28 protein-coding genes are annotated in these 22,943 nt (G+C 73.5%); 14 read left to right on the top strand and 14 right to left on the bottom strand.

Annotation, left to right across the window (positions count from 1 at the left end):
* Nucleotides 1-6 precede the first annotated feature (6 nt).
* Nucleotides 7-1,125 carry a fatty acid desaturase family protein gene (locus OHV05_RS27735; protein ID WP_405020082.1) on the top strand — a complete coding sequence of 373 codons (1,119 nt, stop codon included), beginning with the start codon at nt 7-9 and terminating at the stop codon, nt 1,123-1,125.
* 4 nt (nt 1,126-1,129) lie between these two features.
* Here OHV05_RS27735 and OHV05_RS27730 read toward each other — a convergent pair whose 3' ends face one another.
* Nucleotides 1,130-1,843, bottom strand: a complete 714-nt coding sequence (locus OHV05_RS27730; RefSeq protein ID WP_405020081.1) for an aminoacyl-tRNA hydrolase — start codon at nt 1,841-1,843, stop codon at nt 1,130-1,132.
* A 42-nt stretch (nt 1,844-1,885) separates the two neighbouring features.
* Nucleotides 1,886-2,827, bottom strand: coding sequence for a hypothetical protein (locus OHV05_RS27725; protein ID WP_405020080.1), 942 nt, complete (start codon nt 2,825-2,827; stop codon nt 1,886-1,888).
* A gap of 72 nt (nt 2,828-2,899) precedes the next feature.
* Between OHV05_RS27725 and OHV05_RS27720 the strand changes: the two genes are divergently transcribed.
* Both OHV05_RS27720 and OHV05_RS27715 read left to right on the top strand, forming a co-directional pair.
* Nucleotides 2,900-3,271 (top strand): YbjQ family protein, encoded by a 372-nt coding sequence (locus OHV05_RS27720; protein ID WP_405020079.1) that lies wholly within the window; start codon nt 2,900-2,902, stop codon nt 3,269-3,271.
* Nucleotides 3,272-3,305: 34 nt separating this feature from the next.
* Complete coding sequence (locus tag OHV05_RS27715) at nt 3,306-4,376, top strand: FAD-dependent oxidoreductase (RefSeq protein ID WP_405020078.1); 1,071 nt, start codon at nt 3,306-3,308, stop codon at nt 4,374-4,376.
* Here the strand turns inward: OHV05_RS27715 and paaE are convergent.
* The 6 genes from paaE to OHV05_RS27685 form a co-directional block, all read right to left on the bottom strand.
* Nucleotides 4,373-5,443 carry a 1,2-phenylacetyl-CoA epoxidase subunit PaaE gene (gene paaE, locus OHV05_RS27710; protein ID WP_405020077.1) on the bottom strand — a complete coding sequence of 357 codons (1,071 nt, stop codon included), beginning with the start codon at nt 5,441-5,443 and terminating at the stop codon, nt 4,373-4,375. The two genes, OHV05_RS27715 and paaE, sit on opposite strands and share 4 nt — an antisense overlap.
* On the bottom strand, nt 5,443-5,925 hold the full coding sequence (gene paaD / locus OHV05_RS27705; RefSeq protein ID WP_405020076.1) for a 1,2-phenylacetyl-CoA epoxidase subunit PaaD: 483 nt from the start codon (nt 5,923-5,925) through the stop codon (nt 5,443-5,445). Before paaD ends, paaE begins: the two co-directional genes overlap by 1 nt.
* Nucleotides 5,919-6,800, bottom strand: a complete 882-nt coding sequence (gene paaC / locus OHV05_RS27700) for a 1,2-phenylacetyl-CoA epoxidase subunit PaaC (protein WP_405020075.1) — start codon at nt 6,798-6,800, stop codon at nt 5,919-5,921. The genes paaD and paaC overlap by 7 nt, the downstream gene beginning before the upstream one ends.
* Nucleotides 6,801-6,816: 16 nt before the next feature.
* Nucleotides 6,817-7,104, bottom strand: a complete 288-nt coding sequence (paaB, locus tag OHV05_RS27695) for a 1,2-phenylacetyl-CoA epoxidase subunit PaaB (RefSeq protein WP_403039576.1) — start codon at nt 7,102-7,104, stop codon at nt 6,817-6,819.
* Complete coding sequence (gene paaA / locus OHV05_RS27690) at nt 7,101-8,048, bottom strand: 1,2-phenylacetyl-CoA epoxidase subunit PaaA (protein ID WP_405020074.1); 948 nt, start codon at nt 8,046-8,048, stop codon at nt 7,101-7,103. Before paaA ends, paaB begins: the two co-directional genes overlap by 4 nt.
* 148 nt (nt 8,049-8,196) lie before the next feature.
* Nucleotides 8,197-9,468 (bottom strand): M20 family metallopeptidase, encoded by a 1,272-nt coding sequence (locus OHV05_RS27685; protein WP_405020073.1) that lies wholly within the window; start codon nt 9,466-9,468, stop codon nt 8,197-8,199.
* Between the two features lie 594 nt (nt 9,469-10,062).
* Here OHV05_RS27685 and OHV05_RS27680 point away from each other — a divergent pair.
* From OHV05_RS27680 to OHV05_RS27665, 4 genes are all read left to right on the top strand, one after another.
* Nucleotides 10,063-10,386 (top strand): GNAT family N-acetyltransferase, encoded by a 324-nt coding sequence (locus OHV05_RS27680; protein WP_405020072.1) that lies wholly within the window; start codon nt 10,063-10,065, stop codon nt 10,384-10,386.
* Nucleotides 10,386-10,781 (top strand): (4Fe-4S)-binding protein, encoded by a 396-nt coding sequence (locus OHV05_RS27675; protein WP_405020071.1) that lies wholly within the window; start codon nt 10,386-10,388, stop codon nt 10,779-10,781. Before OHV05_RS27680 ends, OHV05_RS27675 begins: the two co-directional genes overlap by 1 nt.
* A gap of 144 nt (nt 10,782-10,925) precedes the next feature.
* Nucleotides 10,926-11,861 (top strand): aldo/keto reductase, encoded by a 936-nt coding sequence (locus OHV05_RS27670; protein ID WP_405021560.1) that lies wholly within the window; start codon nt 10,926-10,928, stop codon nt 11,859-11,861.
* Between the two features lie 43 nt (nt 11,862-11,904).
* Nucleotides 11,905-12,495, top strand: a complete 591-nt coding sequence (locus OHV05_RS27665; protein WP_405020070.1) for a TetR family transcriptional regulator — start codon at nt 11,905-11,907, stop codon at nt 12,493-12,495.
* A 55-nt stretch (nt 12,496-12,550) separates the two neighbouring features.
* On the opposite strand, the gene OHV05_RS27660 is transcribed toward OHV05_RS27665, so the two are convergent.
* Entirely contained in the window at nt 12,551-12,817 is a 267-nt protein-coding gene (locus OHV05_RS27660; RefSeq protein WP_405020069.1) for a GlsB/YeaQ/YmgE family stress response membrane protein, read from the bottom strand.
* 379 nt (nt 12,818-13,196) lie between these two features.
* On the opposite strand from OHV05_RS27660, the gene OHV05_RS27655 reads away from it, so the two are divergent.
* From OHV05_RS27655 to OHV05_RS27630, 6 genes are all read left to right on the top strand, one after another.
* Nucleotides 13,197-13,694 carry a cysteine dioxygenase gene (locus tag OHV05_RS27655; RefSeq protein WP_403039549.1) on the top strand — a complete coding sequence of 166 codons (498 nt, stop codon included), beginning with the start codon at nt 13,197-13,199 and terminating at the stop codon, nt 13,692-13,694.
* On the top strand, nt 13,691-14,140 hold the full coding sequence (locus tag OHV05_RS27650; RefSeq protein ID WP_405020068.1) for a rhodanese-like domain-containing protein: 450 nt from the start codon (nt 13,691-13,693) through the stop codon (nt 14,138-14,140). The genes OHV05_RS27655 and OHV05_RS27650 overlap by 4 nt, the downstream gene beginning before the upstream one ends.
* A 132-nt stretch (nt 14,141-14,272) precedes the next feature.
* Nucleotides 14,273-15,340 (top strand): ABC transporter ATP-binding protein, encoded by a 1,068-nt coding sequence (locus OHV05_RS27645; protein WP_405020067.1) that lies wholly within the window; start codon nt 14,273-14,275, stop codon nt 15,338-15,340.
* Nucleotides 15,333-16,004 (top strand): ABC transporter permease, encoded by a 672-nt coding sequence (locus OHV05_RS27640; protein WP_405020066.1) that lies wholly within the window; start codon nt 15,333-15,335, stop codon nt 16,002-16,004. Before OHV05_RS27645 ends, OHV05_RS27640 begins: the two co-directional genes overlap by 8 nt.
* Nucleotides 16,001-16,678, top strand: coding sequence for an ABC transporter permease (locus OHV05_RS27635; RefSeq protein ID WP_405020065.1), 678 nt, complete (start codon nt 16,001-16,003; stop codon nt 16,676-16,678). The genes OHV05_RS27640 and OHV05_RS27635 overlap by 4 nt, the downstream gene beginning before the upstream one ends.
* A gap of 47 nt (nt 16,679-16,725) precedes the next feature.
* Nucleotides 16,726-17,637: an ABC transporter substrate-binding protein gene (locus OHV05_RS27630; RefSeq protein WP_405020064.1), complete on the top strand. Its 912-nt coding sequence runs from the start codon at nt 16,726-16,728 to the stop codon at nt 17,635-17,637.
* An 87-nt stretch (nt 17,638-17,724) separates the two neighbouring features.
* On the opposite strand, the gene OHV05_RS27625 is transcribed toward OHV05_RS27630, so the two are convergent.
* Nucleotides 17,725-18,342, bottom strand: coding sequence for a transglycosylase SLT domain-containing protein (locus tag OHV05_RS27625; RefSeq protein ID WP_405020063.1), 618 nt, complete (start codon nt 18,340-18,342; stop codon nt 17,725-17,727).
* A 424-nt stretch (nt 18,343-18,766) separates the two neighbouring features.
* On the opposite strand from OHV05_RS27625, the gene yidD reads away from it, so the two are divergent.
* Nucleotides 18,767-19,279: a membrane protein insertion efficiency factor YidD gene (yidD, locus tag OHV05_RS27620; protein ID WP_405020062.1), complete on the top strand. Its 513-nt coding sequence runs from the start codon at nt 18,767-18,769 to the stop codon at nt 19,277-19,279.
* A gap of 7 nt (nt 19,280-19,286) precedes the next feature.
* Here the strand turns inward: yidD and OHV05_RS27615 are convergent, their stop codons facing one another.
* The 4 genes from OHV05_RS27615 to OHV05_RS27600 all read right to left on the bottom strand — a co-directional run bounded on the left by OHV05_RS27615 (nt 19,287) and on the right by OHV05_RS27600 (nt 22,858).
* The gene (locus tag OHV05_RS27615; protein WP_405020061.1) at nt 19,287-20,570 is read right to left on the bottom strand and encodes a multidrug effflux MFS transporter; all 1,284 of its coding nucleotides are present in this window, start codon (nt 20,568-20,570) and stop codon (nt 19,287-19,289) included.
* 75 nt (nt 20,571-20,645) lie between these two features.
* On the bottom strand, nt 20,646-21,143 hold the full coding sequence (locus OHV05_RS27610; protein WP_405020060.1) for a hypothetical protein: 498 nt from the start codon (nt 21,141-21,143) through the stop codon (nt 20,646-20,648).
* Between the two features lie 79 nt (nt 21,144-21,222).
* Nucleotides 21,223-21,570 carry a hypothetical protein gene (locus OHV05_RS27605; RefSeq protein ID WP_405020059.1) on the bottom strand — a complete coding sequence of 116 codons (348 nt, stop codon included), beginning with the start codon at nt 21,568-21,570 and terminating at the stop codon, nt 21,223-21,225.
* 112 nt (nt 21,571-21,682) lie between these two features.
* Nucleotides 21,683-22,858: an acyl-CoA dehydrogenase family protein gene (locus OHV05_RS27600; protein WP_405020058.1), complete on the bottom strand. Its 1,176-nt coding sequence runs from the start codon at nt 22,856-22,858 to the stop codon at nt 21,683-21,685.
* Nucleotides 22,859-22,943: the final 85 nt, after the last annotated feature.

The following is a 22,943-nucleotide window of genomic DNA, read 5'->3' as shown; positions in this document are numbered from 1 at the left end:
GGTACCTTGACCGCCATCGACCCCACCGCCCACCTGACCGCAGAGCAGATCGAGGAGCTCGGCCGCGAGCTGGACGCGATCCGCGACGAGGTGATCGCCGACCGCGGCGAGCAGGACGCCGCCTACATCCGCAAGGTCATCTCGGCGCAGCGCAAGCTCGAGCTGGCCAGCAGGGGCGTGCTGCTGTTCTCGATCTTCCCGCCCGCGTGGCTGCTCGGCACCGCCGGCCTGTCCGTGGCGAAGATCATGGACAACATGGAGATCGGCCACAACGTCCTGCACGGCCAGTGGGACTGGATGCGGGACCCGAAGATCCACTCCACCACCTGGGAGTGGGACCACGTCTCGCCGGCCGAGCAGTGGAAGCACTCGCACAACGAGCTGCACCACACGTACACCAACGTGATCGGCAAGGACAACGACCTCGGCTACGGCATCATGCGCGTCGACGAGGACCAGAGGTGGCACCCGTTCCACCTCGGCCAGCCGCTGTGGAACTTCCTCAACGCCTGCTTCTTCGAGTACGGCATCGCGGCGTACGACCTGGAGCTCGGCAAGAACCTGCAGAAGCACCGCCGCAGGAGCCCGGAGTTCCGCGCCCGGGCCAAGGCCGTGGGCCGCAAGATCCGCAAGCAGGTGCTCAAGGACTACGTGATCCACCCGCTGCTGTCGGGCCCGTCGTTCCTCACCACCCTCGCCGCCACGTTCACCGCGAACCTGGTCCGCAACATCTGGACCCACTCGGTGATCATGTGCGGGCACTTCCCCGAGGGCGTACAGGTCTTCGAGCGCCGGTCGGTCCGGGGCGAGACGCGCGGCCAGTGGTACCTGCGCCAGATGATGGGCTCGGCGAACATCAGCGGCAGCAGGGCCATGCACTTCATGACGGGCAACCTGTCCCACCAGATCGAGCACCACCTGTTCCCGGACCTGCCGAGCAACCGGTACGCCGAAGTCGCGGTGAAGGTGCGCGCGCTGTTCGAGAAGTACGAGCTGGAGTACGTCACCGGGCCGCTGCCCAAGCAGGTGTTCTCCGCGTGGCACAAGGTCTTCCGGCTCTCCCTGCCGAACCGGAAGCCCAAGAGCAGGACACCGGCCCGCGAGCAGGAGCTCGTCGCGGCCTGAGGGCTCAGTGCAGCGCCGGGTGGTCCGCGACGACGGTGCAGCTGCCGGGGGCGATCTCGGTGAAGCCCGCGTCGCGGACCACCGGCAGGTGACCCGCCGTCAGTTCGGCCCAGTCCTCCTTGGCGGCGGTCCGGACCGCGAGCCGGAAGCCGGCTTCGGCCCACTCCTTGCGCTGCGCGTCGTCCAGCCGCCACCAGGCGAGCTGGGCGGCGTGGCCGGTCTGCGCCATGGTCTTGCCCGCGCTCATCTCCAGCTCGGGATTGAGCCAGAGCACCGGCACCCCGGGCTCGACCGGGCCCGGCTCGGCGGGGTCGTCCAGGTCGGTGCCGGAGACCTGGAGCTTGGCCAGCTCCTTCGGCCACCCGTCCAGCGGCACCGGCGGGTACACCCGCACCTCGGCGGCCTCGCCGGTCACCGTGATCCCGGGCAGCTCGGTCGCCTTCCGCCACTCCCCGCCCCTGGCCCGCCGGACCACCTTACGGATCCGGGCGTCCTCCCACGCGTGCGCCCGCTCGGCCCACTCGCCGTCCTCGGCGGTGACCCGGGAGTCGGCGAGAAACGTCAGCACCGCCCGCGCCGAGGTCTCCAGCGCGTCGGTACGGGCCGGAGGTTCGGCCTTCTCCAGCCGGACCACCAGCGGCAGCACGTACTGCGGCTGGTCGTCCCGCGGGTCGGAGGCGGCCGGGGTGCTGGGAGCGGTGAAAGGAGACGTCGTCACCCCACCAGCATGCCAGCCGCCCGGCCGCGCCCTCCGCGCAGGTCAGCGACGGTAGCCCCGGCCCGCCTCGCGTTCCTCGGCGTCCTCGTAGGTGAGGAACCAGCCCTCCGGGTGGGTGGCGGCCAGCAGTTGGTCGGTCCGGTCGGCCGTGTCCAGCTCGGGGTCGCCCTGCTCCTCCGGACCGTAGACGCCGAACAGCTCGTCGGCGCAGCCGTCCCAGTCGTAGTCGTACAGGTCGACCGGCAGGTCGCCCATCATGTCGGCGACCGCCTGCGGCTGGGCCCCGAGCAGCTCCCGGGCGTCCACCAGGGCCAGCCGGAGCGCCAGTTCCTCGGCCAGGCAGCGCGGCAGCGGCCACTCGCCGAGCGCCAGGTCGTCGGCCAGGTCGTCGAAGGTGCGGGCGATCGAGCGGCGCCAGCTCCGGTGCAGGTTCCAGGTCCGGCGGGGCAGCCGGGCCAGCACGGCCCAGTCCGCCTCCTCCTCGTCGGTGACCGGGTCGCCCTCGTGCTCGTCCAGGTCGTCGTACGCCGCGTCGGCCAGCGTGATCAGCTGGGTGTGCAGCAGGCAGGCGGTGCGCGGCGTCAGGGTCCAGTCCCCGGTGCCGCCGCCCTCCTCCTCGTCCAGGTCGAGCGGGAACAGCTCGGCGAAGTCCGGGGCGAAGTCGTCGGTCAGCGCGATCTCCAACGTGCCGCCGAGTGCCTCCACCCCGGGGATCGCGGCCACCAGCCGGTCCGGGTGCAGCAGTGCGCCGAGCGCCGCGTTCGGGTCCTCGGACACCTCGCGCAGCAGCGCCTCACGCTGCCCGGCCGGGTCCACCCCGGCGAAGTCCAGCTCCGCCACCGCGGCGCGCGCGGCGGCCCGCAACGCGTCCCAGTCCGTGATCCGGATACCGAGCACCACCGTCGCCTCGATCTCCTGCGCGCCGGTGTCACCGGATTCCGCCGCCGCGCCCGGCCCCTGTGGATGATCGCTTCGCTCGCCCATGCGTCAAGGTTTACAGACTGTTCGCGAGCGAGTCCACCGGCTTGGCAAGCCTTCGAGCGGCAGGATGAACGCATGAGCAACCTTGACGAGTACGGCGGCGGGCAGGGCCCGAGTGCCGATGTGCTGGTGGTCACCACCAACGACGTGCCCGGGTACCGGGTGGACCGGGTGATCGGCGAGGTCTTCGGACTCACCGTGCGCAGCCGCCACCTGGGCACCCAGATCGGCGCCTCCTTCAAGTCGATGCTGGGCGGTGAGCTCAAGGGGCTCACCAAGACCCTGGTCGAGTCGCGGAACCAGGCGATGGAGCGGCTGGTCGAGCAGACCAAGGCGCGCGGCGGCAACGCGGTGCTGATGATGCGCTTCGACGTGACCGAGGCGGCGGACCTGGGCACCGAGATCTGCGCCTACGGCACGGCCGTGGTGATCTCCCCCACCTCGTAGGGAACACGGCCGTCACGGCCGATGTTTCATCGGCGTGACTGTTTACGATGCAACGACCGACGTGGACGTCGTGGTGATCGGCGCCGGACAGGCGGGTCTGTCCGCCGCCTACCACCTGCGGCGACGCGGTCTCGCGCCGTACACCGGCTTCGTGGTGCTGGACGCCGACGACGCCCCCGGCGGGGCCTGGGCGCACCGCTCGCCCTCGCTCCGGATGGCCACCGTGCACGGCTTCCACGACCTGCCCGACTTCGAGCTCCCGCCGCCCGACCCGGCCGCCCCGGCCCGCGAGGTGGTGCCCGGGTACTTCGCCGCGTACGAGGCGAAGCACGCGCTGCCCGTGGTCCGGCCGGTCCGGGTACGGTCCGTCAGCTCCCGCCCCGACGGGCGGCTGCTGGTCGCCACCGACGCGGGCGACTGGTCGGCCCGGGCGCTGGTCAACGCGACCGGCACCTGGACCAGGCCGTTCCTGCCGTACTACCCGGGCCGGTTCACGGGCCGTCAGCTGCACTACGCGGACTACCGGGGGCCGGCGGAGTTCGCCGGGCAGCGGGTGCTGGTGGTCGGCGGCGGCGCCTCGGCGATCCAGGTGCTGTCCGAGGTCGCGGCGGTGGCCGAGACGGTCTGGGTGACCCGGCGTGAACCCGTCTACCGGGACGGTCCGTTCACCGAGGAGTCCGGCCGGGCGGCGGTCGCCATGGTCGAGCAGCGGGTCCGCGAGGGGCTGCCGGTGCGCAGCGTGGTCAGCGTCACCGGCCTCGGCCCCTCGGTCGCCTACCGCCGGGCCGAGCAGCTCGGCGCGCTGCACCGCCGGCCGATGTTCGACCGGCTGACGGAGCACGGCGTCGCCTGGGGCGACACCGAGCTGGCGGTGGACGCGATCGTCTGGGCCACCGGCTTCCGCCCCGAGGTCGGCCACCTGGCCCCGCTCGGCCTGCGTACCAACGGCGGCGGCATCCGCCTCGACGGCACCCGCGCCGTCGACGACCCGCGCGTCCACCTGGTCGGCTACGGCCCGTCCGCCTCCACCATCGGCGCCAACCGGGCGGGGCGCTCCGCCGCCAACGGGATCGTCAAGCTGCTCGGCGCCCCGGTGCCGGTCTAACGGTCGTAGTCGACGGTGACCTGGTCCGAGACCGGCCGCGCCTGACAGGTCAGCACATAGCCCGCGGCGAGCTCCTTCTCCTCCAGGGCGAAGTTCCGCCGCATGCTCACCTCGCCCTCGGTGACCAGCGCCCGGCAGGTGCCGCAGACCCCGCCCTTGCAGGCGAACGGCAGGTCGGGGCGGGCGCGCTGGGCGCCGTCCAGGATCGACCGGTCGCGCGGCAGGGCGAGGGTGCCGGAGCGGCCGTCCAGCACCACCGTGACCTCGGAGCGCTCGCCGTCCACCTGCTCGGGCGCGCGCTCGGCCACCGGCTCGTCCTCGGCGTGGAACAGCTCCTGGTGCACCCGGTCGGCGGGCACGCCCAGCTCGGCCAGCAGCTCCTTGGCCCCGAGCACCATGCCGTACGGGCCGCACAGCCACCAGTGGTCCACCTCGGGCACGTCCAGCAGCGCGCCGAACAGCGCGCGCACCCGGTCGGCGTCCAGCCGGCCGCTGAGCAGCTCGGCGTCCCTGCTCTCCCGGGAGAGCACGTGCAACAGCTGGAAGCGGTCGAGGTGGGTGTCCTTCAGGTCGGCCAGCTCGTCGGCGAACATCACCGTGTCGCTGCTCCGGTTCCCGTACACCAGCACCACCTCCGACTCGCCGTCGGCCAGCACCGAGGCGGCGATCGAGAGCATCGGCGTGATCCCGGACCCGGCCGCCAGCAGCACGTGCGTGCCGGGCACCGTCAGATCCGGGGTGAACAGCCCGACCGGCGGCATGACCTCCATGGTGTCGCCGACCCGGGCCTCCCGGACCAGCCACCGGGAGAACAGCCCGCCCGGCACCTCCCGGACCGCGATCCGGAGCGGCCCGCCGGCCGGCGCGCAGATCGAGTACGAGCGGCGCTCGTCCACGCCGTCGACGATCCGACGCAGCGTCAGGGTCTGCCCGGGCCGGAAGCCGTACGCGTCGGCGTGCTCGGCCGGCACCTCGAAGGTGACCGCGACGGCGTCCTCGCAGAGCGGCTCCAGCGCGGCGATCCGCAGCTCCTGGAAGGAGAGCCGACGGGAGGTCGTGGTGGTCACTAGATCTCCTTGATCCGTTCGAAGGGCTCCCGGCAGTCGCGGCAGCGCCAGAGCGCCTTGCAGGAGGTGGAGCCGAACCGGGACAGCTCCTCGGTGTCCTGGCTGCCGCACTGCGGGCAGGGCACCGCGAGCCGCGTCCGACCCAGCGTCAGCAGGCCGGTGTGCACCGGCGGGGCGATCCCCGCCGCCGCCAGCTTGGCCCGGCCCGTCTCGGTGATCAGGTCGGTGCTCCACGGCGGGTCCAGCCGGAGCCGGATCTCCACCTGGGCCCAGCCGGCCGCCCGCAGCCGGCCCGCCACGTCGGCGGCCATCTCGGCCACCGCCGGGCAGCCGGAGTAGGTCGGGGTGAGCCAGGCGGTGACGGCCGGGCCGTCCTCCGCCACCTCGGCCAGCACCCCGAGCTCGGCCAGCGTGAGCATCGGCAGCTCGGGGTCGGGGACGGCCGCGGCCACCTCCCAGGCGGACGGCGCGGTGGTCACCACGACGCCCCCGGGTGCGCCCTGGCCACCACCTGGAGCTCGGCCAGCAGCAGGCCGAGCGCCTCGGTGTGCACGCCTTGCCGGCCGGCCCGGCCGCCGACCCGGGCCATCGGGGCCGCGGTCGGCACCGTCAGCCCGGCCCCGGTGACCACCTCGGCCAGCTCGGCCAGCACCGGTTCGCGCAGCCCAGCCGGGTCGACGCCGAGCCGCAGCTCGACCGGATCGGCCGTGAACAGCTCGTCCAGCAGCGGCCAGACCGCGTCGAGCCCGGCCTGCATCCGCCCGGCGGAGTACGCCGTGCCGTCACCGAGCCGCAGTGTCCAGGCGGCGGCGTACTCGCGGTGGTAGGCCAGCTCCTTGACGCCCCGGGCCGCGACCGCCGCCAGCACCGGGTCGGCGTGCGTGCTCAGCCGCCGGTACAGCGCGTGCCGGGCGGTGGCGAACAGCAGCAGCCGGGCCACCGTGTGCCCGAAGTCGCCGTTCGGCACCTCGGCCAGCCGGACGTTGCGGAACTCGTGCGCCTCGCGCCAGTACGCCAGGTCGTCCTCGGTGCGCTCGGTGCCGTCCAGCTGACCGGAGCGGGTGAGCAGCTGCCGGGCCTGGCCGAGCAGGTCGAGGCCGAGGTTGGCGAGTGCCACCTCCTCCTCCAGCTCGGGGGCCCGGGTGCACCACTCGATCAGCCGCTGCGCCAGGATCAGCGCGTCGTCGCCGAGCATCAGGCAGTACGCCGCCAGGTCGGCCGCGTCCACCCCGTCCGGGACCGCCCGGTCCACGCCGAGCAGCGGGTCGGCGAACCCGGTGCCGTACGCCCAGCGGGCCTCGCCCTCCGGGCCGTGGTCGGCCTCGGCGAGGGACAGGTACACGTGGTCGTCGCTCATGAGAGGTGCTCCCCCGTCAGATGTGCGGGACATCCTCGGGGATGTCGTAGAAGGTCGGGTGCCGGTAGACCTTGTCCCCGCTGGGGGCGAAGAACGGGTCCTGCTCGTCGGGGGTGGAGGCGGTGATCGCGGCGGACGGGACCACCCAGAGGCTGACGCCCTCGTTCCGCCGGGTGTAGAGGTCGCGGGCGGCGAGCAGCGCCATCCGGTCGTCGGCGGCGTGCAGCGAGCCCACGTGCACGTGGTTCAGCCCGCGCCGGGGGCGGACGAAGACCTCGTACAGCGGCCAGTCGGCCTTGCTCATCGGTTGCGCTCCTTCTGCTTCTCCGCATGGGCCAGGGCGGCCTCACGCACCCAGGCGCCGTCCTCGTGCGCGGCCCGGCGGCGCTCGATCCGCTCGGCGTTGCACGGGCCCTGACCCTTGATCACCTGCTGGAGCTCGGACCAGTCCGGCTCGCCGAAGGTCCAGCTGCCGCGCTGCTCGTCCCAGGCCAGCGCCGGGTCGGGGAGGGTGACGCCGAGGTGCTGCGCCTGCGGGACCGTCATGTCGACAAATCGCTGTCGCAGCTCGTCGTTGGTGTGCCGCTTGATCCGCCAGGCCATCGACTGCGCCGTGTTCGGCGAGTCGCCGTCCGGCGGACCGAACATCATCAGCGACGGCCACCACCAGCGGTCCACCGCGTCCTGCACCATCGCACGCTGGGCCTCGGTGCCGCGCATCATCGTCATCAGCAGCTCGAAGCCCTGCCGCTGGTGGAACGACTCCTCCTTGCAGACCCGCACCATCGCCCGCGCGTACGGCCCGTACGAGCAGCGGCAGAGCGGCACCTGGTTGCAGATCGCCGCGCCGTCCACCAGCCAGCCGATCACACCGACGTCGGCGAAGCTCAGCGTCGGGTAGTTGAAGATCGAGGAGTACTTCTGCCGCCCCGAGATCAGCTTCTCGGTCAGCTCGGCCCGGTCCACCCCGAGGGTCTCGGCGGCCGCGTACAGGTACAGCCCGTGGCCCGCCTCGTCCTGCGCCTTGGCCAGCAGGATCGCCTTCCGCCGCAGCGAGGGCGCCCTGGTCAGCCAGGCCCCCTCCGGCTGCATCCCGATGATCTCGGAGTGCGCGTGCTGGGCGATCTGCCGCACCAGCGTGGCCCGGTACGCCTCGGGCATCCAGTCCCGCGGCTCCACCCGCTGCTCGGCCGCCACCACCGCGTCGAACCGACCCTCCAGGGCCTCCACCGCTTCGGACACCGTCACCGTACTCGCCTCCCGACTGACCGTTCGGTCGGTACCATTGTGTAGCCGGTACCTCACCCCTGACAAGAGCGGACCTGTGACCGGCCCCGGACGCACCGGAGGGCCGGGTCCGGTGGGTGCACCGGCGCCGGCCCTCGGGGTGGTGGAACTACGTCCGCTCGCGCAGGCGCGGCAGCGGGACGGCCAGCAGGGCGGCCAACAGGGCTATCCGGGGTGCCAGTTGGTCGGTGCGGATGTGCTCGTGACGGGCGTGCGGTCCGGCGCCGACCGCGCCGAGGCCGTCCAGGGTGGGGAGGCCCCGGGCGCCGGCGATGTTGGTGTCGCCCGCACCGCCGGCCGGGGCGCCGTCGAGGTTCTGGCCGAGGGCGGCCGCCAGCGAGCGGACGTGCCGGAGCAGCGGGTTGGCCGGGCGCACCGGCCAGGTGGGGCGGCTGGAGAGCACCTCGGCCCGGACCTTGGCGCCGGGCCGCAGCGCGGTCAGGTGGGCCAGGTTGTCCAGCGTGCGGCGCTGCGCCTCGGGGGTGGAGAACCGGAGACCGAGCTCGGCCTCGGCCCGGCCCGCGACCACATTGGCCCGGGTGCCGCCGGTGATCCGGCCGGCGTTCAGCTCGGTGCCGGGCTGGTTCACCAGACCGCGCACCAGCAGCAGCTGGTCGACCAGTTCGTCCACCGCCGAGATGCCCAGCGCGGCGTCGTTGCCCGCGTGCGCCTCCCGGCCGGTGACGGTGAGCCGGACCCGGCTGCTGCCCCGCCGGGCGGTCTTCAGGCTGCCGTCGGGGTGCGGCGGCTCCAGGCCGAGCACGGCGGCCGCCCCGGCCAGCTGACGCTCCACCAGCTTGCGGCCGTCGGGGCTGCCCAGCTCCTCGTCCGCCACCACCACCAGCCGGACCGGCCGGTGCGGCCGCTGCCCGAGGTCGGCGAGCAGCGCGAACGCGCCCTCGACCAGCGCGAGACCGGCCTTCATGTCCAGCACGCCGGGGCCGCTCAGCGCACCGTCGCGCTCCTCCACCGGCCAGTCCGCCAGGGTGCCGACCGGCCAGACCGTGTCGTGGTGACCGACCACCAGCAGCGGCGCCAGGCTCTCGTCCCGCCCCGGCCAGTCCAGCACCAGGTGGTCACCGGCCTCGTTCGGCACCCGGCGGACCCGGGCGCCGGTGGCGGCGTAGCCCGCGCCCAACTCCTCGGCCAGCGCGTTGAGTCGGGCACTTTCACCGGTCGGCGACTCGATCCGGGCCAGGTCGGCGCAGCGGCTGCGGACGGCGTCGCGCAGGGTACGGGCCTTGGAGCGCAGGGTGGCCGGCAGCCCCGGCAGCGCGTCGGTGTCCGCGAACGCGATCCCGACAGCGGGCGGGCGGGCGGCGGGGGTGCGGCCGACGGCCTCGGTATGACCGGCGGGTGCGGCGGCCGACTGGGGACTCATCGGGCGCCTCCCCGGCCGCTGCCGGTATTCAGCGCGGCCAGCGCGAGCGGGGCCGGCGGCCCGGCCGGGCGGGACGGCGGCGCGACGGCATCGTCGGTGCGACGGCGTACGTCGTCGGGCAACGGCTGGTGGAGCGACCTCGGGCTGGGCAACACTGCGTCCTCCTCGCTCGGTCCGGTGACCCCGGCTCGGCCCGGGGCACCTGGGACGGCGACTCCCGCGCGCCGGTGCGGACGGGCACCGGCACGGGGGAAGCCGCGAGGTGAGCCTAGAAGATTCGCTCGTTCCCCTGCGAGGTGGCCCGGTGATCCAAGCATCGGTGACCGGCGGGAGGCAGCCGCCGCTCTGGGCGCTCCCGGCTCGGGTCTCCCGGGCCGCGCTCACCTCCACGATGGACCTCCGGACGCTTCCATGCGCTCCGAATCGCGTGCCACCACCCGGAAGCACGCCTGATGGGTGACGGCCGGTCAGCCTTTGGTACCAGTTCCGCGGCCGGCGCCCGCTCGATCGGCCCGGGCGGACGTACGGTGGGTTCGTCCGCGTTTGTCCACCGGTTCGTCCGGCCCGGATCCGTCCGGCGGCAAGGAGTCGACAATGTCAGGAACGATCGGGACCGAGAGCGTCGAGGTCGAGGACGTCGAGGCGGCCGACCGCTTCGAGGCCCGGATCGACGGGGCGCTCGCGGGCTTCGCCGAGTACATCCGGAGCGGGAAGCTGGTGGTCTACCCGCACACCGTGGTGGACCCGGCCTTCGAGGGCCGGGGCATCGGCGGCGCGCTGGCCAGGGCGGCCCTGGACGACGCCCGGAAGCGCGGGCTGCCGGTGCTGGCCACCTGCCCGTTCATCAAGGCGTGGATGATCCGGCACCCCGAGTACGCGGATCTGGCGTACGAGAACCAGAGCCGGGTGAGCGACTGATGGGCGGCGTCCGGGAGTACCCGGCCGACGGCGTGACGGTCGGCTTCGACGCGACGGTCTGCCGGCACGCCGCGGAGTGCGTGCGCGGACTGCCCGAGGTGTTCGACACCGGGCGGCGGCCCTGGGTGCACCCGGGGGCGGCCGCGCCCGAGCTGGTCGCCGAGGTGATCCGGCGCTGCCCGACCGGGGCGCTGACTTACCGGCTGGCGGTGGGCGGGCCGGAGCAGCCGGAGCGGCCGACCACGGTGCGGCGGACGGCGGACGGGCGGCTGCTGGTCCGGGGCGAGCTGTCGATCGAGGGGCGGGAGAGCACCAGGGCGATGCTGTGCGGCTGCGGGAGCAGCGCGGAGCAGCCGTACTGCGACCGGAGCGGGGCCTGCGGCGGTCACGAATGACAGATATTGAAATCTGTCATCACACATGCCATAGTTGAGGCACCGCCCCACCCTTCCCTCAGGAGCCTCCCCGTGAACACCACCCCCGCCCGCACCCGCCTCGGCAGCACCGGCCCGGAGACCTCCGCGCTCGGCCTCGGCCTGATGGGCATGTCCGACCTGTACGGCCCGGCCGACGAGGCCGAGTCGATCGCCACCGTCCATGCGGCGCTGGACGCCGGCGTCACCCTGCTGGACACCGGCGACTTCTACGGAATGGGCCACAACGAGCTGCTGCTGCACGACGCGCTGCGTGGTCGCGACCGCGAGTCGGTGCAGATCAGCGTCAAGTTCGGTGCCCAGCGCGGCCCGGACGGCAGCTGGCTCGGCTACGACACCAGCCCGGCCGCCACCAAGACCGCCCTCGCGTACACGCTGCGCCGGCTGCGCACCGACCACATCGACGTCTACCGCCCGGCCCGGCTCGACCCGAACGTGCCGGTCGAGGAGACCGTCGGCGCGATCGCCGACCTGGTCAAGGCCGGGTACGTCCGGCACATCGGCCTCTCCGAGGTCGGCGCCGACACCCTGCGCCGGGCCGCCGCCGTGCACCCGATCAGCGACCTGCAGATCGAGTACTCGCTGATCTCCCGTGGCATCGAGGCCGAAATCCTGCCCACCGCGCGCGAGTTGGGAATCGGCGTGACCGCGTACGGGGTGCTCTCGCGCGGTCTGCTGAGCGGCCACTGGCAGCGCGACCGGGAGATCGCGGCCACCGACTTCCGGGGCTTCAGCCCGCGCTTCCAGGGCGAGAACCTCACCCACAACCTGAGCCTGGTGGAGGCCCTGCGGGCGATCGCCGAGGGCCGGGGCGCCAGTGTCGCCCAGGTCGCCATCGCCTGGGTCGCCTCGCGCGGCTCGGACATCGTGCCGCTGGTCGGCGCCCGCCGCCGGGAGCGGCTGGCCGAGGCGCTCGGCGCCCTGGACGTGCAGCTCACCGAGGGCGAGCTGGCCGCGATCGAGGCCGCCGTCCCGGCCGGGGCGGCCGCCGGGGACAGGTACGCTGCGGCTCAGATGGCCCACCTCGACAGCGAGCACTGACCCGCCGTCGGCCCGGCGGTCGGCCCGAACCGGAGGAAAGACCGTGACCAGCGAGAGTGCCCTGACCTCCGAGCAGATCCTCAGCGCCGCCGAGGACGTGCTGCGGCGGTTCGGGCCCGCCAAGGCCACGGTGGTGGACATCGCCCGCGCCCTCGGCGTCAGCCACGGCAGCGTCTACCGGCACTTCCCCAGCAAGGCGGCGCTCCGCGAGGCCGTCACCCAGCGCTGGCTGGACCAGGCGCACCACGAACTGGCCGCGATCAGCAGCCGGCCGGGCCCGGCCCCCGAGCGGCTGCACCGCTGGCTGGCCACCCTGTTCGCGGCCAAGCGCCGGAAGGCCCTGGACGACCCGGAGCTGTTCGCCACCTACCTCACCCTGGTCGGCGAACTCTCCAGCACCGTCGAGGCCCACGTCGCCACCCTCACCACCCAGATCGCCGCCATCCTCGACGACGGCGTCCGCCAGGGCGAGTTCCGCACCACCGACACCGCGACCACCGCCCGCGCCGTCTTCCAGGCCACCGCCCACTTCCACGACCCGGCCCACGCCGCCGAGTGGTCCGACCCGCGCAGCCAGGCCGACTTCGAGGCCCTCTGGACCCTCCTGCTGACCGGCCTCGGCACCACGGCCTGACCCGGACGGCCCGGGCGCCGGCCGGGTGGTGGCGGGCGGTGGAGGAACTGCCGGATCAGTCCCGGGAGTTGCCGAAGACGATGCGGTAGCCGACCAGCAGGACGAAGGCGCCCGCGATCGAGGCGATCCAGGTGGCGGGGTCGTAGAAGCTGGTGGTCACCGGGCGGTCGAGGAGTGACGAGGAGAGCCAGCCGCCGACGAAGGAGCCCGCGATGCCGATCAGGGTGGTGACGATCAGGCCGCCCGGGTCGCGGCCCGGCAGGATGAACTTGGCGATTCCCCCGGCGACCAGGCCGAGGATGATCCAGCTGAGGATACCCATGGTGCTGTTCCTGCCCTTCCCCTCGCCCGCCCATGCGTGAACGGTCTCTGCGGAGCAGGACGCGGCACCCCGCCCACCCGGTTGCACTCCGCCGGGTGGGCGACCACCTGCTGGGACGAGCTTGACGCAGCCGCCCCACGGCGTCAGGATCACCCCATGGACACCGGCACCACCCTCGTCTGCCGCCTGCACGTCGATCTGCGACGCCAGGCGAGCGACATGTGTGCCTGCTGACGGTTCCACCTCGTTCCCTGTGACGTCTGCCAGGGCCTGAGCCGCCGCACCGGCTCCGCTCCACCCGTCTGGCTTCCCTCCCGCTCGACCGTCACCGTGCTGCCGCACGGCTGCCGGTCCGCTTCGGACACCCCGAGGACCCGTCATGAGCCTTGATCTGGACATCCGCCTGTCCACCGCACCCGCCCCGCTCTCCCCCGCCGCGCTGCGGGAGATCGTCCAGGAGGTGGCCGCCCGCCCCGGGGACTGGCTGCCCCGGGTCCGGCTCTCCGCCGACGAACGCTGGTACGAGCGGCTGAGCCTGACCGAGGATCACGAGGTCTGGCTGATCAGCTGGCTGCCCGACCAGTCGACCGGGTTCCACGACCACGGCGACTCCAGGGGCGCCTTCACGGTGGTCCTCGGCGAGTTGGAGGAGCTCTCCCTCGGCGGGCCCGAACACGGGCTGCTGGTACGGCGGTTGGCACCGGGAGCGGTACGCTCCTTCGGCCCCGAGTACCTGCACGACGTGCGGAACACCACCACCGGACCGGCGGTCACCATCCATGCGTACTCGCCGCCGCTGAGCGAGATGGCCAGGTACGAACTGCGGGCCGGCGGTCTGGTGCAGACCGCCTCGGAGCGAGCGGAGCAGTGGGCATGAGCGGCATCGACGCACTGGTGGAGCGGTCCCGCGAGGGCGTGCACCGGCCGGGCCCGGCGGAGGCGTACGACGCGGCGGCCGAGGGCGCGCTGCTGGTGGACATCCGGCCGGTCGGGCAGCGGGCCAGGGAGGGCGAGATCCCCGGTGCGCTGCTGATCGAGCGGAACGTGCTGGAGTGGCGGCTGGACCCGACGGGCAGTCACCGCATCCCGCAGGCCACCGGTCCCGACCTGGCGGTGATCGTGGTCTGCTCCGGCGGCTACGCCTCCAGCCTGGCGGCGGCCGCCCTGCGCGAGATCGGGCTGCCGCTCGCCACCGACCTGGACGGCGGCTTCGTGGCCTGGGCGGCGGCCGGCCTGCCCACCCGGCCGGGCGGCCAACCGTCCTACGACGAGGTGGAACTGACCCGAAGTGACAGGATCGGTGAAGATCCGACAGATCATTGACGTTTGCCGCCATCCTGACCCGGGCAGGCCATAACGTCGCCAAGATCCGCACCGACCGACCGACCGACCGCCCGACCCAGCGGCACCGGACGCCACCGGCGCCCGGAGCACCACCCGACCGAGGACCCTGACGTGATCAGATTCGACGGCGCAGCCAAGCGCCACCCCGACGGCACCGTTGCCGTCGAAGGGCTGGACCTGGAGGTGCCCGCCGGTCGAATAACCGTGCTGGTCGGCCCGTCCGGATGCGGCAAGACCACCCTGCTGCGGATGGTCAACCGGATGGTCGAGCCGACCGGCGGGCGGGTGCTGCTGGACGGCACCGACGTCGCCGAGCTGGACGCGGCCAAGCTCCGCCGGGGCATCGGCTACGTGATCCAGCAGGCCGGGCTCTTCCCGCACCGACGGGTGATCGACAACATCGCCACCGTGCCGTACCTGCTCGGTTGGGACAAGAAGCGGGCCCGGGCCAGGGCCGCCGAGCTGCTGGAACTGGTCGGCCTCGGACCGGAGACCGCGAAGCGCTACCCGTTCCAGCTGTCCGGCGGACAGCAGCAGCGGGTCGGGGTCGCCCGGGCGCTGGCGGCGGACCCGCCGGTGCTGCTGATGGACGAGCCGTTCAGCGCGGTCGACCCGGTGGTCCGCGGCGGCCTCCAGGAGGAACTGCTCAGACTCCAGGGCGAGTTGAACAAGACCGTGCTGTTCGTCACGCACGACATCGAGGAGGCGGTCCGGCTCGGCGACCAGGTGGTGGTGCTCCGCGAGCACGGCCGGATCGCCCAGCACGCCGACCCGCACACCCTGCTGACCGCACCGGCGGACGAGGGCGTGGCCGGCTTCCTGGGCCGGGACCGCGGCCTGCGCGGTCTGGGCCTGCGCCCGGCCGTCGGCATCGCGGTCCGGCCGCTGGCCGAGGGCACCGGGTACCACGGCTGGCAGCTGGCGCTCGACCCGGCGGGCCGCCCGGCCGAGTGGCGGCACCCGGACCGACCCGCCCGCCCCGCACCGGGGTTCAGGCCGGAGCAGGACACCCTGCGGACCGCGCTGGACGCCGCCGTGCTCTCCCCGGCGGGCGCGGCCGTGGTGCTGGACGCCCAGGGCCTGGCCGTCGGCACCGCCGACCGGGCCACCGTGCTGGCGGCGCTGACCGAGCCGCACCCGGCCCCGATCGAGCAGCACCGGGTGGCCGAAGGTGCCTGACGACGAACCGCTGGTCCGCTGGGACTGGATCCACGACCACCTCGGCTACCTGGGCGGACTCGCCCGGGACCACGCGGTGCTGTCCCTGGTCCCGGTGCTGATCGGCCTGCTGCTGGCGCTGCCGCTCGGGCTGGTCGGCGCGCGTTTCCCGCGCCTGTACCAACCCCTCGCGGTGGTCTTCAACACGCTGTACGCGATGCCCGCGCTGGCGCTGTTCATGCTGCTGGTGCCCTACACCGGGCTGGGCAGCCTGGGCACCGTGATGATCCCGCTCACCTTCTACGCGCTGGCGCTGCTGCTGCCCACCGTGGTGGAGGGCATCCGGTCCACCCCGGAGCCGGTCCGGCAGGCCGCCGTCGCACTCGGCTACGGCCCCTGGCGCCGGCTGGCCGCCGTCGAACTCCCGGCCGCGGTGCCCTACCTGGTGGCCGGGCTGCGGGTGGCCGCGGTCTCCAGCATCTCGATGGCGGCGGTCGGCGCGCTGATCGGCCGGGGCGCGCTCGGGTACCTGTTCATCAACGGGTTCCAACTCACCTACACCACGCCGATCCTGGCCGGGATCGTGCTGATCGTGACGCTCGCGCTGCTGGTCGACCTGAGCCTGGTGGCCGCCCGCCGGGTGCTCGCGCCGTGGGCGGTCCGGGAGCAGGGGGGCGTCCGGTGAACTGGATCGACTGGCTGCACACCTTCTTCACCGCCCCCGCCCGGCAGACCGGGCCGGACGCGATCGCGCACCGCCTGGCCGAGCACCTCGCCTTCACCGGCGAGGCCCTGCTGTACGCGGGCCTGCTGGCCGTACCGGCCGGGCTGCTGCTCGGCTACACCGGCCGGGGTGCCGCCGTGGTCACCGTCCTGACCGGCACCGCGCGGGCGCTGCCCACGCTCGGGCTGGTCACCCTGGTGGTGCTGCTGGCCGGCGTCGGCGAGAGCGCCGTCCTGGTCCCGCTGGTGGTGCTGGCGATCCCGCCGCTGCTGGCGGGCGCGGTGGAGGGGGTCCGGGGTACCGACCCCGACCTGCGGGACGCCGCCCGGGGCATCGGCCTGACCCATCCTCGGGTGCTGTTCCAGGTCTGCCTGCCCGCCGCACTGCCCACCCTGCTGGCCGGGCTGCGCAGCGCCACCATCCAGGTGATCGCCACCGCCACGGTGGCCGCGTACGTCGGTCTCGGCGGCCTCGGCCGCTACGTGATCGACGGCCTGGCCCTGCGCGACTTCCCGTCGGTGGCCGGCGGGGCGGTGCTCGTGGTGCTGCTCGCGCTGCTCACCCAGCTGCTGTTCGCGGGGCTGATCCGGTACGCGCTGCCACCCGGCGTCCGGCCAGGACGCACCGCCCACTGACCACTGCACGTCCCCGACCGCTCCACACCGACCACTAAGGAACCTTCATGACCACCCGTCTGCTCAGAACCGCCACGGCCGCCGCCCTCCTGCTGGGTGCCGCGGCGTGCAGCTCCTCCGGCGGCGGCGACCCGCTGGCGGCCCCCTCCGCCGCCGCGGGCTCCGGCAAGACCGTGGTGATCGGCTCGGCCAACTTCCCCGAGAACGAGCTGCTCGCCTCGATCTACTCGCAGGCCCTCAAGGCCAAGGGCGTCAAGGTCGAGGAGAAGTTCAACATCGGCAGCCGCGAGGTGCTCTACGGGCAGCTCAAGAGCGGTGCGCTGACCGTGCTGCCGGAGTACAACGGCGCGCTGCTGACCTACCTCGACGCCAAGAACCCGGCGCTGACCGGCGGCACCGAGGCGGTCAACGCCGCGCTCGTCACCAAGCTCCCGACCGAGCTGGCACTGCTGGACTCCTCCGCCGCCCAGGACAACGACTCGCTGACGGTCACTCCGGAGACCGCCGCCAAGTACAACCTGAAGAGCATCGCCGACCTGGCCGGCAAGTCCGCCGAGCTGGTGATCGGTGGCCCGCCGGAGTTCAAGAACCGCAGCGAGCCGCTGCTGAAGGACGCCTACGGCCTGACCTTCAAGGAGTGGAAGCCGACCGGCGAGACCACCGCGAACGCCATCAAGGACGGCAGCATCCAGGTCGGCAACGTCTTCACCACCGACCCGAAGATCGTCACGCTCAAGCTGGTCCCGCTGACCGACCCGAAGAACGTCTTCAGCACCCAGAACGTCACCCCGCTGGTGAACAAGGCGGGCGTGGACGCCACCGGCACCGAGGTCCTGAACAAGGTCTCCGCCAAGCTGGACACGGCCGGCCTGGCCGAGCTGATGAAGAAGGTGGCGGTCGACAAGACCGACCCGTCGGCGGTCGCCAAGGAGTGGCTGAAGGCCAACGGCCTGATCTGACGCACCGTCCGGTCTTCGGCACGGCCGCGGCCCGCATCCGGTTCTCCGGGTGCGGGCCGCGGCCGTGCTGTGGTCCTGGGGTGCTGCTCAGTACCAGTGGTGGGTCTGCCAGAACGACCAGGCGGCGTTCGGGCTGCCGTAGCGCTCGTTCATGTAGCCGAGCGCCCAGCTGATCTGGGTGGCCGGGTTGGTGCGCCAGTCGGCACCAGCCGAGGCCATCTTGCCGCCGGGCAGCGCCTGGGCCAGCCCGTACGCGCCGGAGGAGGCGTTGGTGGCCTTGATGTTCCAGCCGCTCTCGTGGCTGATGATGTTGCTGAACGCGGCGTACTGACCGGCCGGGACGATGCTCCGGGCCAGCTCCTTGACCGCGCTCGGGCTGGTGCCGACGGTGGCGGCGGAAAGCTCGGAGCGCTGCTCGGAGCGGGAGGCCGCGGCCGGGTTCTCCTGCGGCTTCGGCTGCTCGGCCGGGGCCTGGGCCGGGGCCGCCTCGGGCTGCGCGGCGGCCGGGGCCTGGGCCGCCTCGGGCTGGGGCTGCTCGACGGCCGGGGCCGGGTTGCTCGCGGCGACCGCGACCGGGGCGGCGACGGCGTTCTCCTCGGGCAGCGCCACCGCGACCGCCGAGGCGGCGCAGGCGGTCGCCAGACCGGCGGAGGCCACCACGAGGGTGGTGCGGCGGCGCATCACGGCAAGGAGGGAACTACGCATGAAGAGGACGACCTCAATCGTGTGGACCGGCTCGGGGCGCACCGCTGCCCGGTCGGCTGAGCGCCGTGACCAGGGACAGCCGCACCACCGGCCGTGAGCGCCCCTGCTGCTGCGGGCGCCTGGCGGCGCGCTCCCCCGGACCGGTCCGACCGCGTGGTGGCCGGTGCGACAGGCGGGAGCGCCTTGCGACTCCACCAGTGTTGACGCGTCCCCTACCGGCCCACAAGGGCGCCGGCTACGACGCCGGATCGTAGTCCCGCCTTCACCTTCGACCCCCAGCCGCCTGAACACCGAGGAACCCGCCCACACCGCCGCCCCGCACCTTCGAAACCACTGTGGCCGGGCTCACCTCCACCGGCACGCTCCGCCACCGGTACGCTACCGCTGCCGACGTCCGGGTCGGCTGCCTTCGGGGGGAGACACCGTGCAACCGCACCTCAGCCGTCCCGTGGACCCGCCGCCGCCGCGCGAGTGGCGCCGCTCCTGGTGGTGGCTGCCCGAGCAGGAGCGCCGGGCCAGGCGGGAGCGCCGCCGGGCGTACAGCCGCTGGAAGGCGCAGCGGTCGAAGAACGACTGCGACTTCTGCGACTGCCTGGGCGACGGCTGCGGCGACCCCTGTCTGATCGCGCTGATCCCGGTGGTGCTGACCTCGGCCGTGCGGTTCGCCGTGGGCGGGCGGCGGGCCGGGGCGGACCCGGCCGCACCGGTCCCCGCCGGGCGGACGGCGGCCGCGCTGTACGGCGCCGTCCACCACTACCGCGCCCGGATCAGCCCGACCCGGCGGGCCTGCTGCCCCTACACCCCGTCCTGCTCCACCTACGCCGTGCAGGCGCTGCACCGGCACGGCGCGGTCCGCGGCGCCCGGCTCACCGCAGGCCGGCTGCTGCGCTGCCGCCCGGGCACCCGAGGTGGCACCGACCCGGTGCCGGAGCGCTGACCGGTCGTCAGTTCTTCGCCCAGGGGCGGCAGAGCAGTGCGAAGGTGAGCAGCGCGACCGCCCCGCAGACCGCGACCACGATGCCGAGCAGCAGGACCGAGGGCCGGCCGCCGAGGCTGCTGAGCGGAGCCACCAGCGCGCCGCAGGCGAAGGTGCTGACACCGATCAGCGCCGAGGCGGACCCCGCCGCGTGCGGGGCCATGGTCAGCGCCTGGGCCGAGGAGTTCGGCAGCACCAGGCCCATCCCGGCCATCAGCAGGAAGAGCGCGGGCCACACCCCGGCCAGGCCGGGGTGCCAGACCGTGCTGAACAGGATCAGCGCCAGGCCGGCCAGCAGCGCGGCGGCCAGCCCGATCGGCATCAGCCGGTTCATCGGCAGCCGCTGCACCAGCACCCGCCCGTTCAGCTGGCTGAACCCCACCACGGCAAGGGAGTTGACCGCGAAGATCAGGCTGTAGGTCTGCGGGGTGATCTGGTACTCGCTCTGCAGCACCACCGAGGACCCGCCCACGTACGCGAACAGCGCCCCGAAGCTGAACGCGCTGGTCAGCACGTAGCCGGTGAACCGCCGGTCCCGGAGCAGCCCGCCGATCGCCCGCAGCGTGGTGTTGAAGCCGCCCCCGTGCCGCCGCTCCGGCGGCAGCGACTCGCCCAGCCCGAGCAGCACCCAGGCGGTGAGCACCGCGCCGAACAGCACCAGGGCCAGGAACGAGCCCCGCCAGTCGGTGAACCTGAGCAGCTGGGCGCCGACCGCCGGGGCGAAGATCGGGGCCAGCCCGCTGATCAGCCCGAGCGAGGCCATGAAGCGGACCATCGCCACGCCGCCGAACCGGTCCCGGGCGATCGCCCGGGCGATCACCAGCCCGGCCGCGCCCGAGAGGCCCTGCAGGAACCGCCCACCCACCAGTACCGGCATCGACCCGGCGAACGCGCAGATCAGCGTGGACAGCGTGTAGAGCACCAGCCCGGCCAGCAGCGGCCGGCGGCGGCCGAGCCGGTCGCTCATCGGACCGAACACCAGCTGACCGATCGCCAGCCCGAGCAGCGAGCCGGTCAGGGTCAGCTGGGCGGCGGGCGCGGTCGAGCCGAGGTCACCGGTGAGCGCCGGGATGGCCGGCAGGTAGAGGTCGGTGGTGAGCGGTCCGAGCGCGACCAGGCTGCCCAGCACCACCACGGCGGCCCGCCCCGGCCCGGGACCGTCGGCCGCCTCCTCACCCGCCTGCCCGGCCGGCTGCTCGGTGGTGATCCGGGCGGGTGTCGAGCCGGCGGTCTCGGCGGTCGGGCCTGTCATGGGGCTCCTCGGGTGCTGGTCGGGTGCCCCAGTCCTACCGCAGCCGCCCCCGTCCGAGGAACCCGGCCCCCACCGCTACTCCGTGGTCGTACCGGCCTTGCGGGCCGCGATCACCACCACGTCGTCCTGCCACCCGTACAGCCGGTCCCCGATCACCGCCACGTTGTACAGCCCGCAGCGGGCGTCCGCCCGGGCCACCGCGTCGTCCGGGAACCAGGCCGCGCGGAGCCGCACCGTGCCCTCCGGGCTCGCCTTCCGGCACTCCGCCGGCAGCTTGCCGTCCGGCAGGGTGGCGCTGATCAGCCGGTCCCCGCCGGTGGTCGACATCAGGTACGCGACCTTGGTCGCCCCGTCCGGCAGCCAGCGCGGCACCGAGCTCCGGTCCTGCTTGGCGGCCGCCCCCGAGGCGTAGTGCGACCTCTGCTGGTGCCGGTCCTCGAACCAGTCCTGCGCCTTCGGCAGCACCACCAGCGCACCGGCCGCCACCACCGCCGCCCCCGTCAGCGCACCGACCGCCACCTTGCCCGCGACACCCATGCCGCACCCCTCGTCCTCGACTCCGACCCGCCCCATCCATCCTTCCGGACGGTGCGGCAGCCGTAGTCGGCACGAAGTACCGCTTCGGCCTCCACCCCTGGTCTGACGGCGGCCGCTACGGACGGAACTCCCGGACCACCTCGATCAGGCCCACGATGTGCCGGTTGAACTCGGCCAGCTCCTCGGCCGGGACCCAGAGCTCCAGGATGGTCCGGCCACCGGCCTGCCGGACGGGGTACCGGGTCAGGAAGTCGGTCTCCACCTCGAACCGGGTCACGTAGCCGACGCCGGAGGCGGGCACGTTCCAGTCCCGGGCGATCCGGACCGCGTAGTCCTCGTTCAGCACGGGGTAGAAGATCGGCTGGTCCGGCAGCCGGGGCGGCCAGGCGCGCCAGTCGGCGGCCTCGACCAGCGCGAGCTCCTCGGGGCCGGTGGGGCGCCACAGCGTGGTGGTCGCGGTCATGGTCCTGCTCCTCTCCGGTCGGAGGCCGGCGGTCGGCAGCCGGTGGCCGCCGCTCGGCGAAGGGCCCACCGTAGTGGCCGGTCCCCCGGCCGCCCAACGGGATTTCCGCCGGTCAGCGGTAGGCGGACTCGCCGGTGATGGCCTCGCCGAGCACCAGGGTGTGGATCTCGGAGGTGCCCTCGTAGGTGAGCACCGATTCCAGGTTGTTGGCGTGCCGGAGCACCGGGTACTCGACCGTGATGCCGTTGGCGCCCAGGACGGTGCGGGCGCTGCGGGCCACCTCGATCGCGGCGCGGACGTTGTTGAGCTTGCCGAAGCTGATGTGGGCCGGGCCGCACTGCCCGGCGTCCTTGAGGCGGCCGATCCGGTGGGCGACCAGGTACGCCTTCTCCACCTCCAGCATCATCTCCACCAGCTTCTGCTGCGTCAGCTGGAAGGCGGCGATGGGGCGTTCGAACTGGATCCGGGTCTTCGCGTACTCCAGCGCGGTGGTGTAGCAGTCCCGGGCCGCGCCGACGGTGCCCCAGAGGATGCCGTACCTGGCCTCGCCCAGCGAGGAGAGCGGGCCGCGCAGGCCGCGCACCCCGGGCAGCACCGCGTCGGCGGGCAGCACCACCTCGTCCAGCACCAGCTCGCTGGTGACCGAGGCGCGCAGCGAGAGCTTGCCGTGCACGTCGGTGGCGGAGAAGCCGGGGGTGCCGCGCTCGACCAGGAAGCCGCGGAGGCCCTCGTCGGTCTGCGCCCAGATCACCGCGACGTCCGAGATCGACCCGTTGGTGATCCACATCTTGGTGCCGGACAGCACCCAGTCGGTGCCCCGGCGGCGGGCCCGGGTGCGCATGTTGGCGGGGTCGGAGCCGAAGTCCGGCTCGGTCAGCCCGAAGCAGCCGATCGCCCGGCCGGCCGCCAACTCCGGGAGCCAGCGCAGCTTCTGCTCCTCCGAGCCGAAGGCGTGGATCGACCGCATGGCGAGCGAGCCCTGCACCGAGACGAAGCTGCGCAGCCCGGAGTCGGCCGCCTCCAGCTCCATGCACGCGACCCCGTACTCGACGGCGGTCGACCCGGCGCACCCGTAGCCCTCCAGGTGCATCCCCAGCACCCCGAGCTTCCCCAGCTCGGGCGCCAGCTCCTTCGCCGGGAAGACCCCCCGGTCGAACCAGTCCCCCACGTACGGGCGGATCGTCTCGTCCGCGAACTTCCGTACGGTGTCCCGGATCAGGCGCTCCTCGTCGGTGAGCAGCTCGCCCACCGCGAGCAGGTCGGCCGGGTCGGGGCTGGTGCGTGCCATGTCGCGCTCCTCGGGGCGGGGTGAGAGTGGCACGAGTATCGCGCACCATCCAGGCAACAGGGACATGGCAAGGTGCGAGACGCCG

Source organism: Kitasatospora sp. NBC_00070 (genome assembly GCF_045041205.1).
Lineage (GTDB): Bacteria > Actinomycetota > Actinomycetes > Streptomycetales > Streptomycetaceae > Kitasatospora.
The sequence above is the reverse complement of the archived record's forward strand: the minus strand, read 5'-3'. Positions and strand labels throughout refer to the sequence as shown.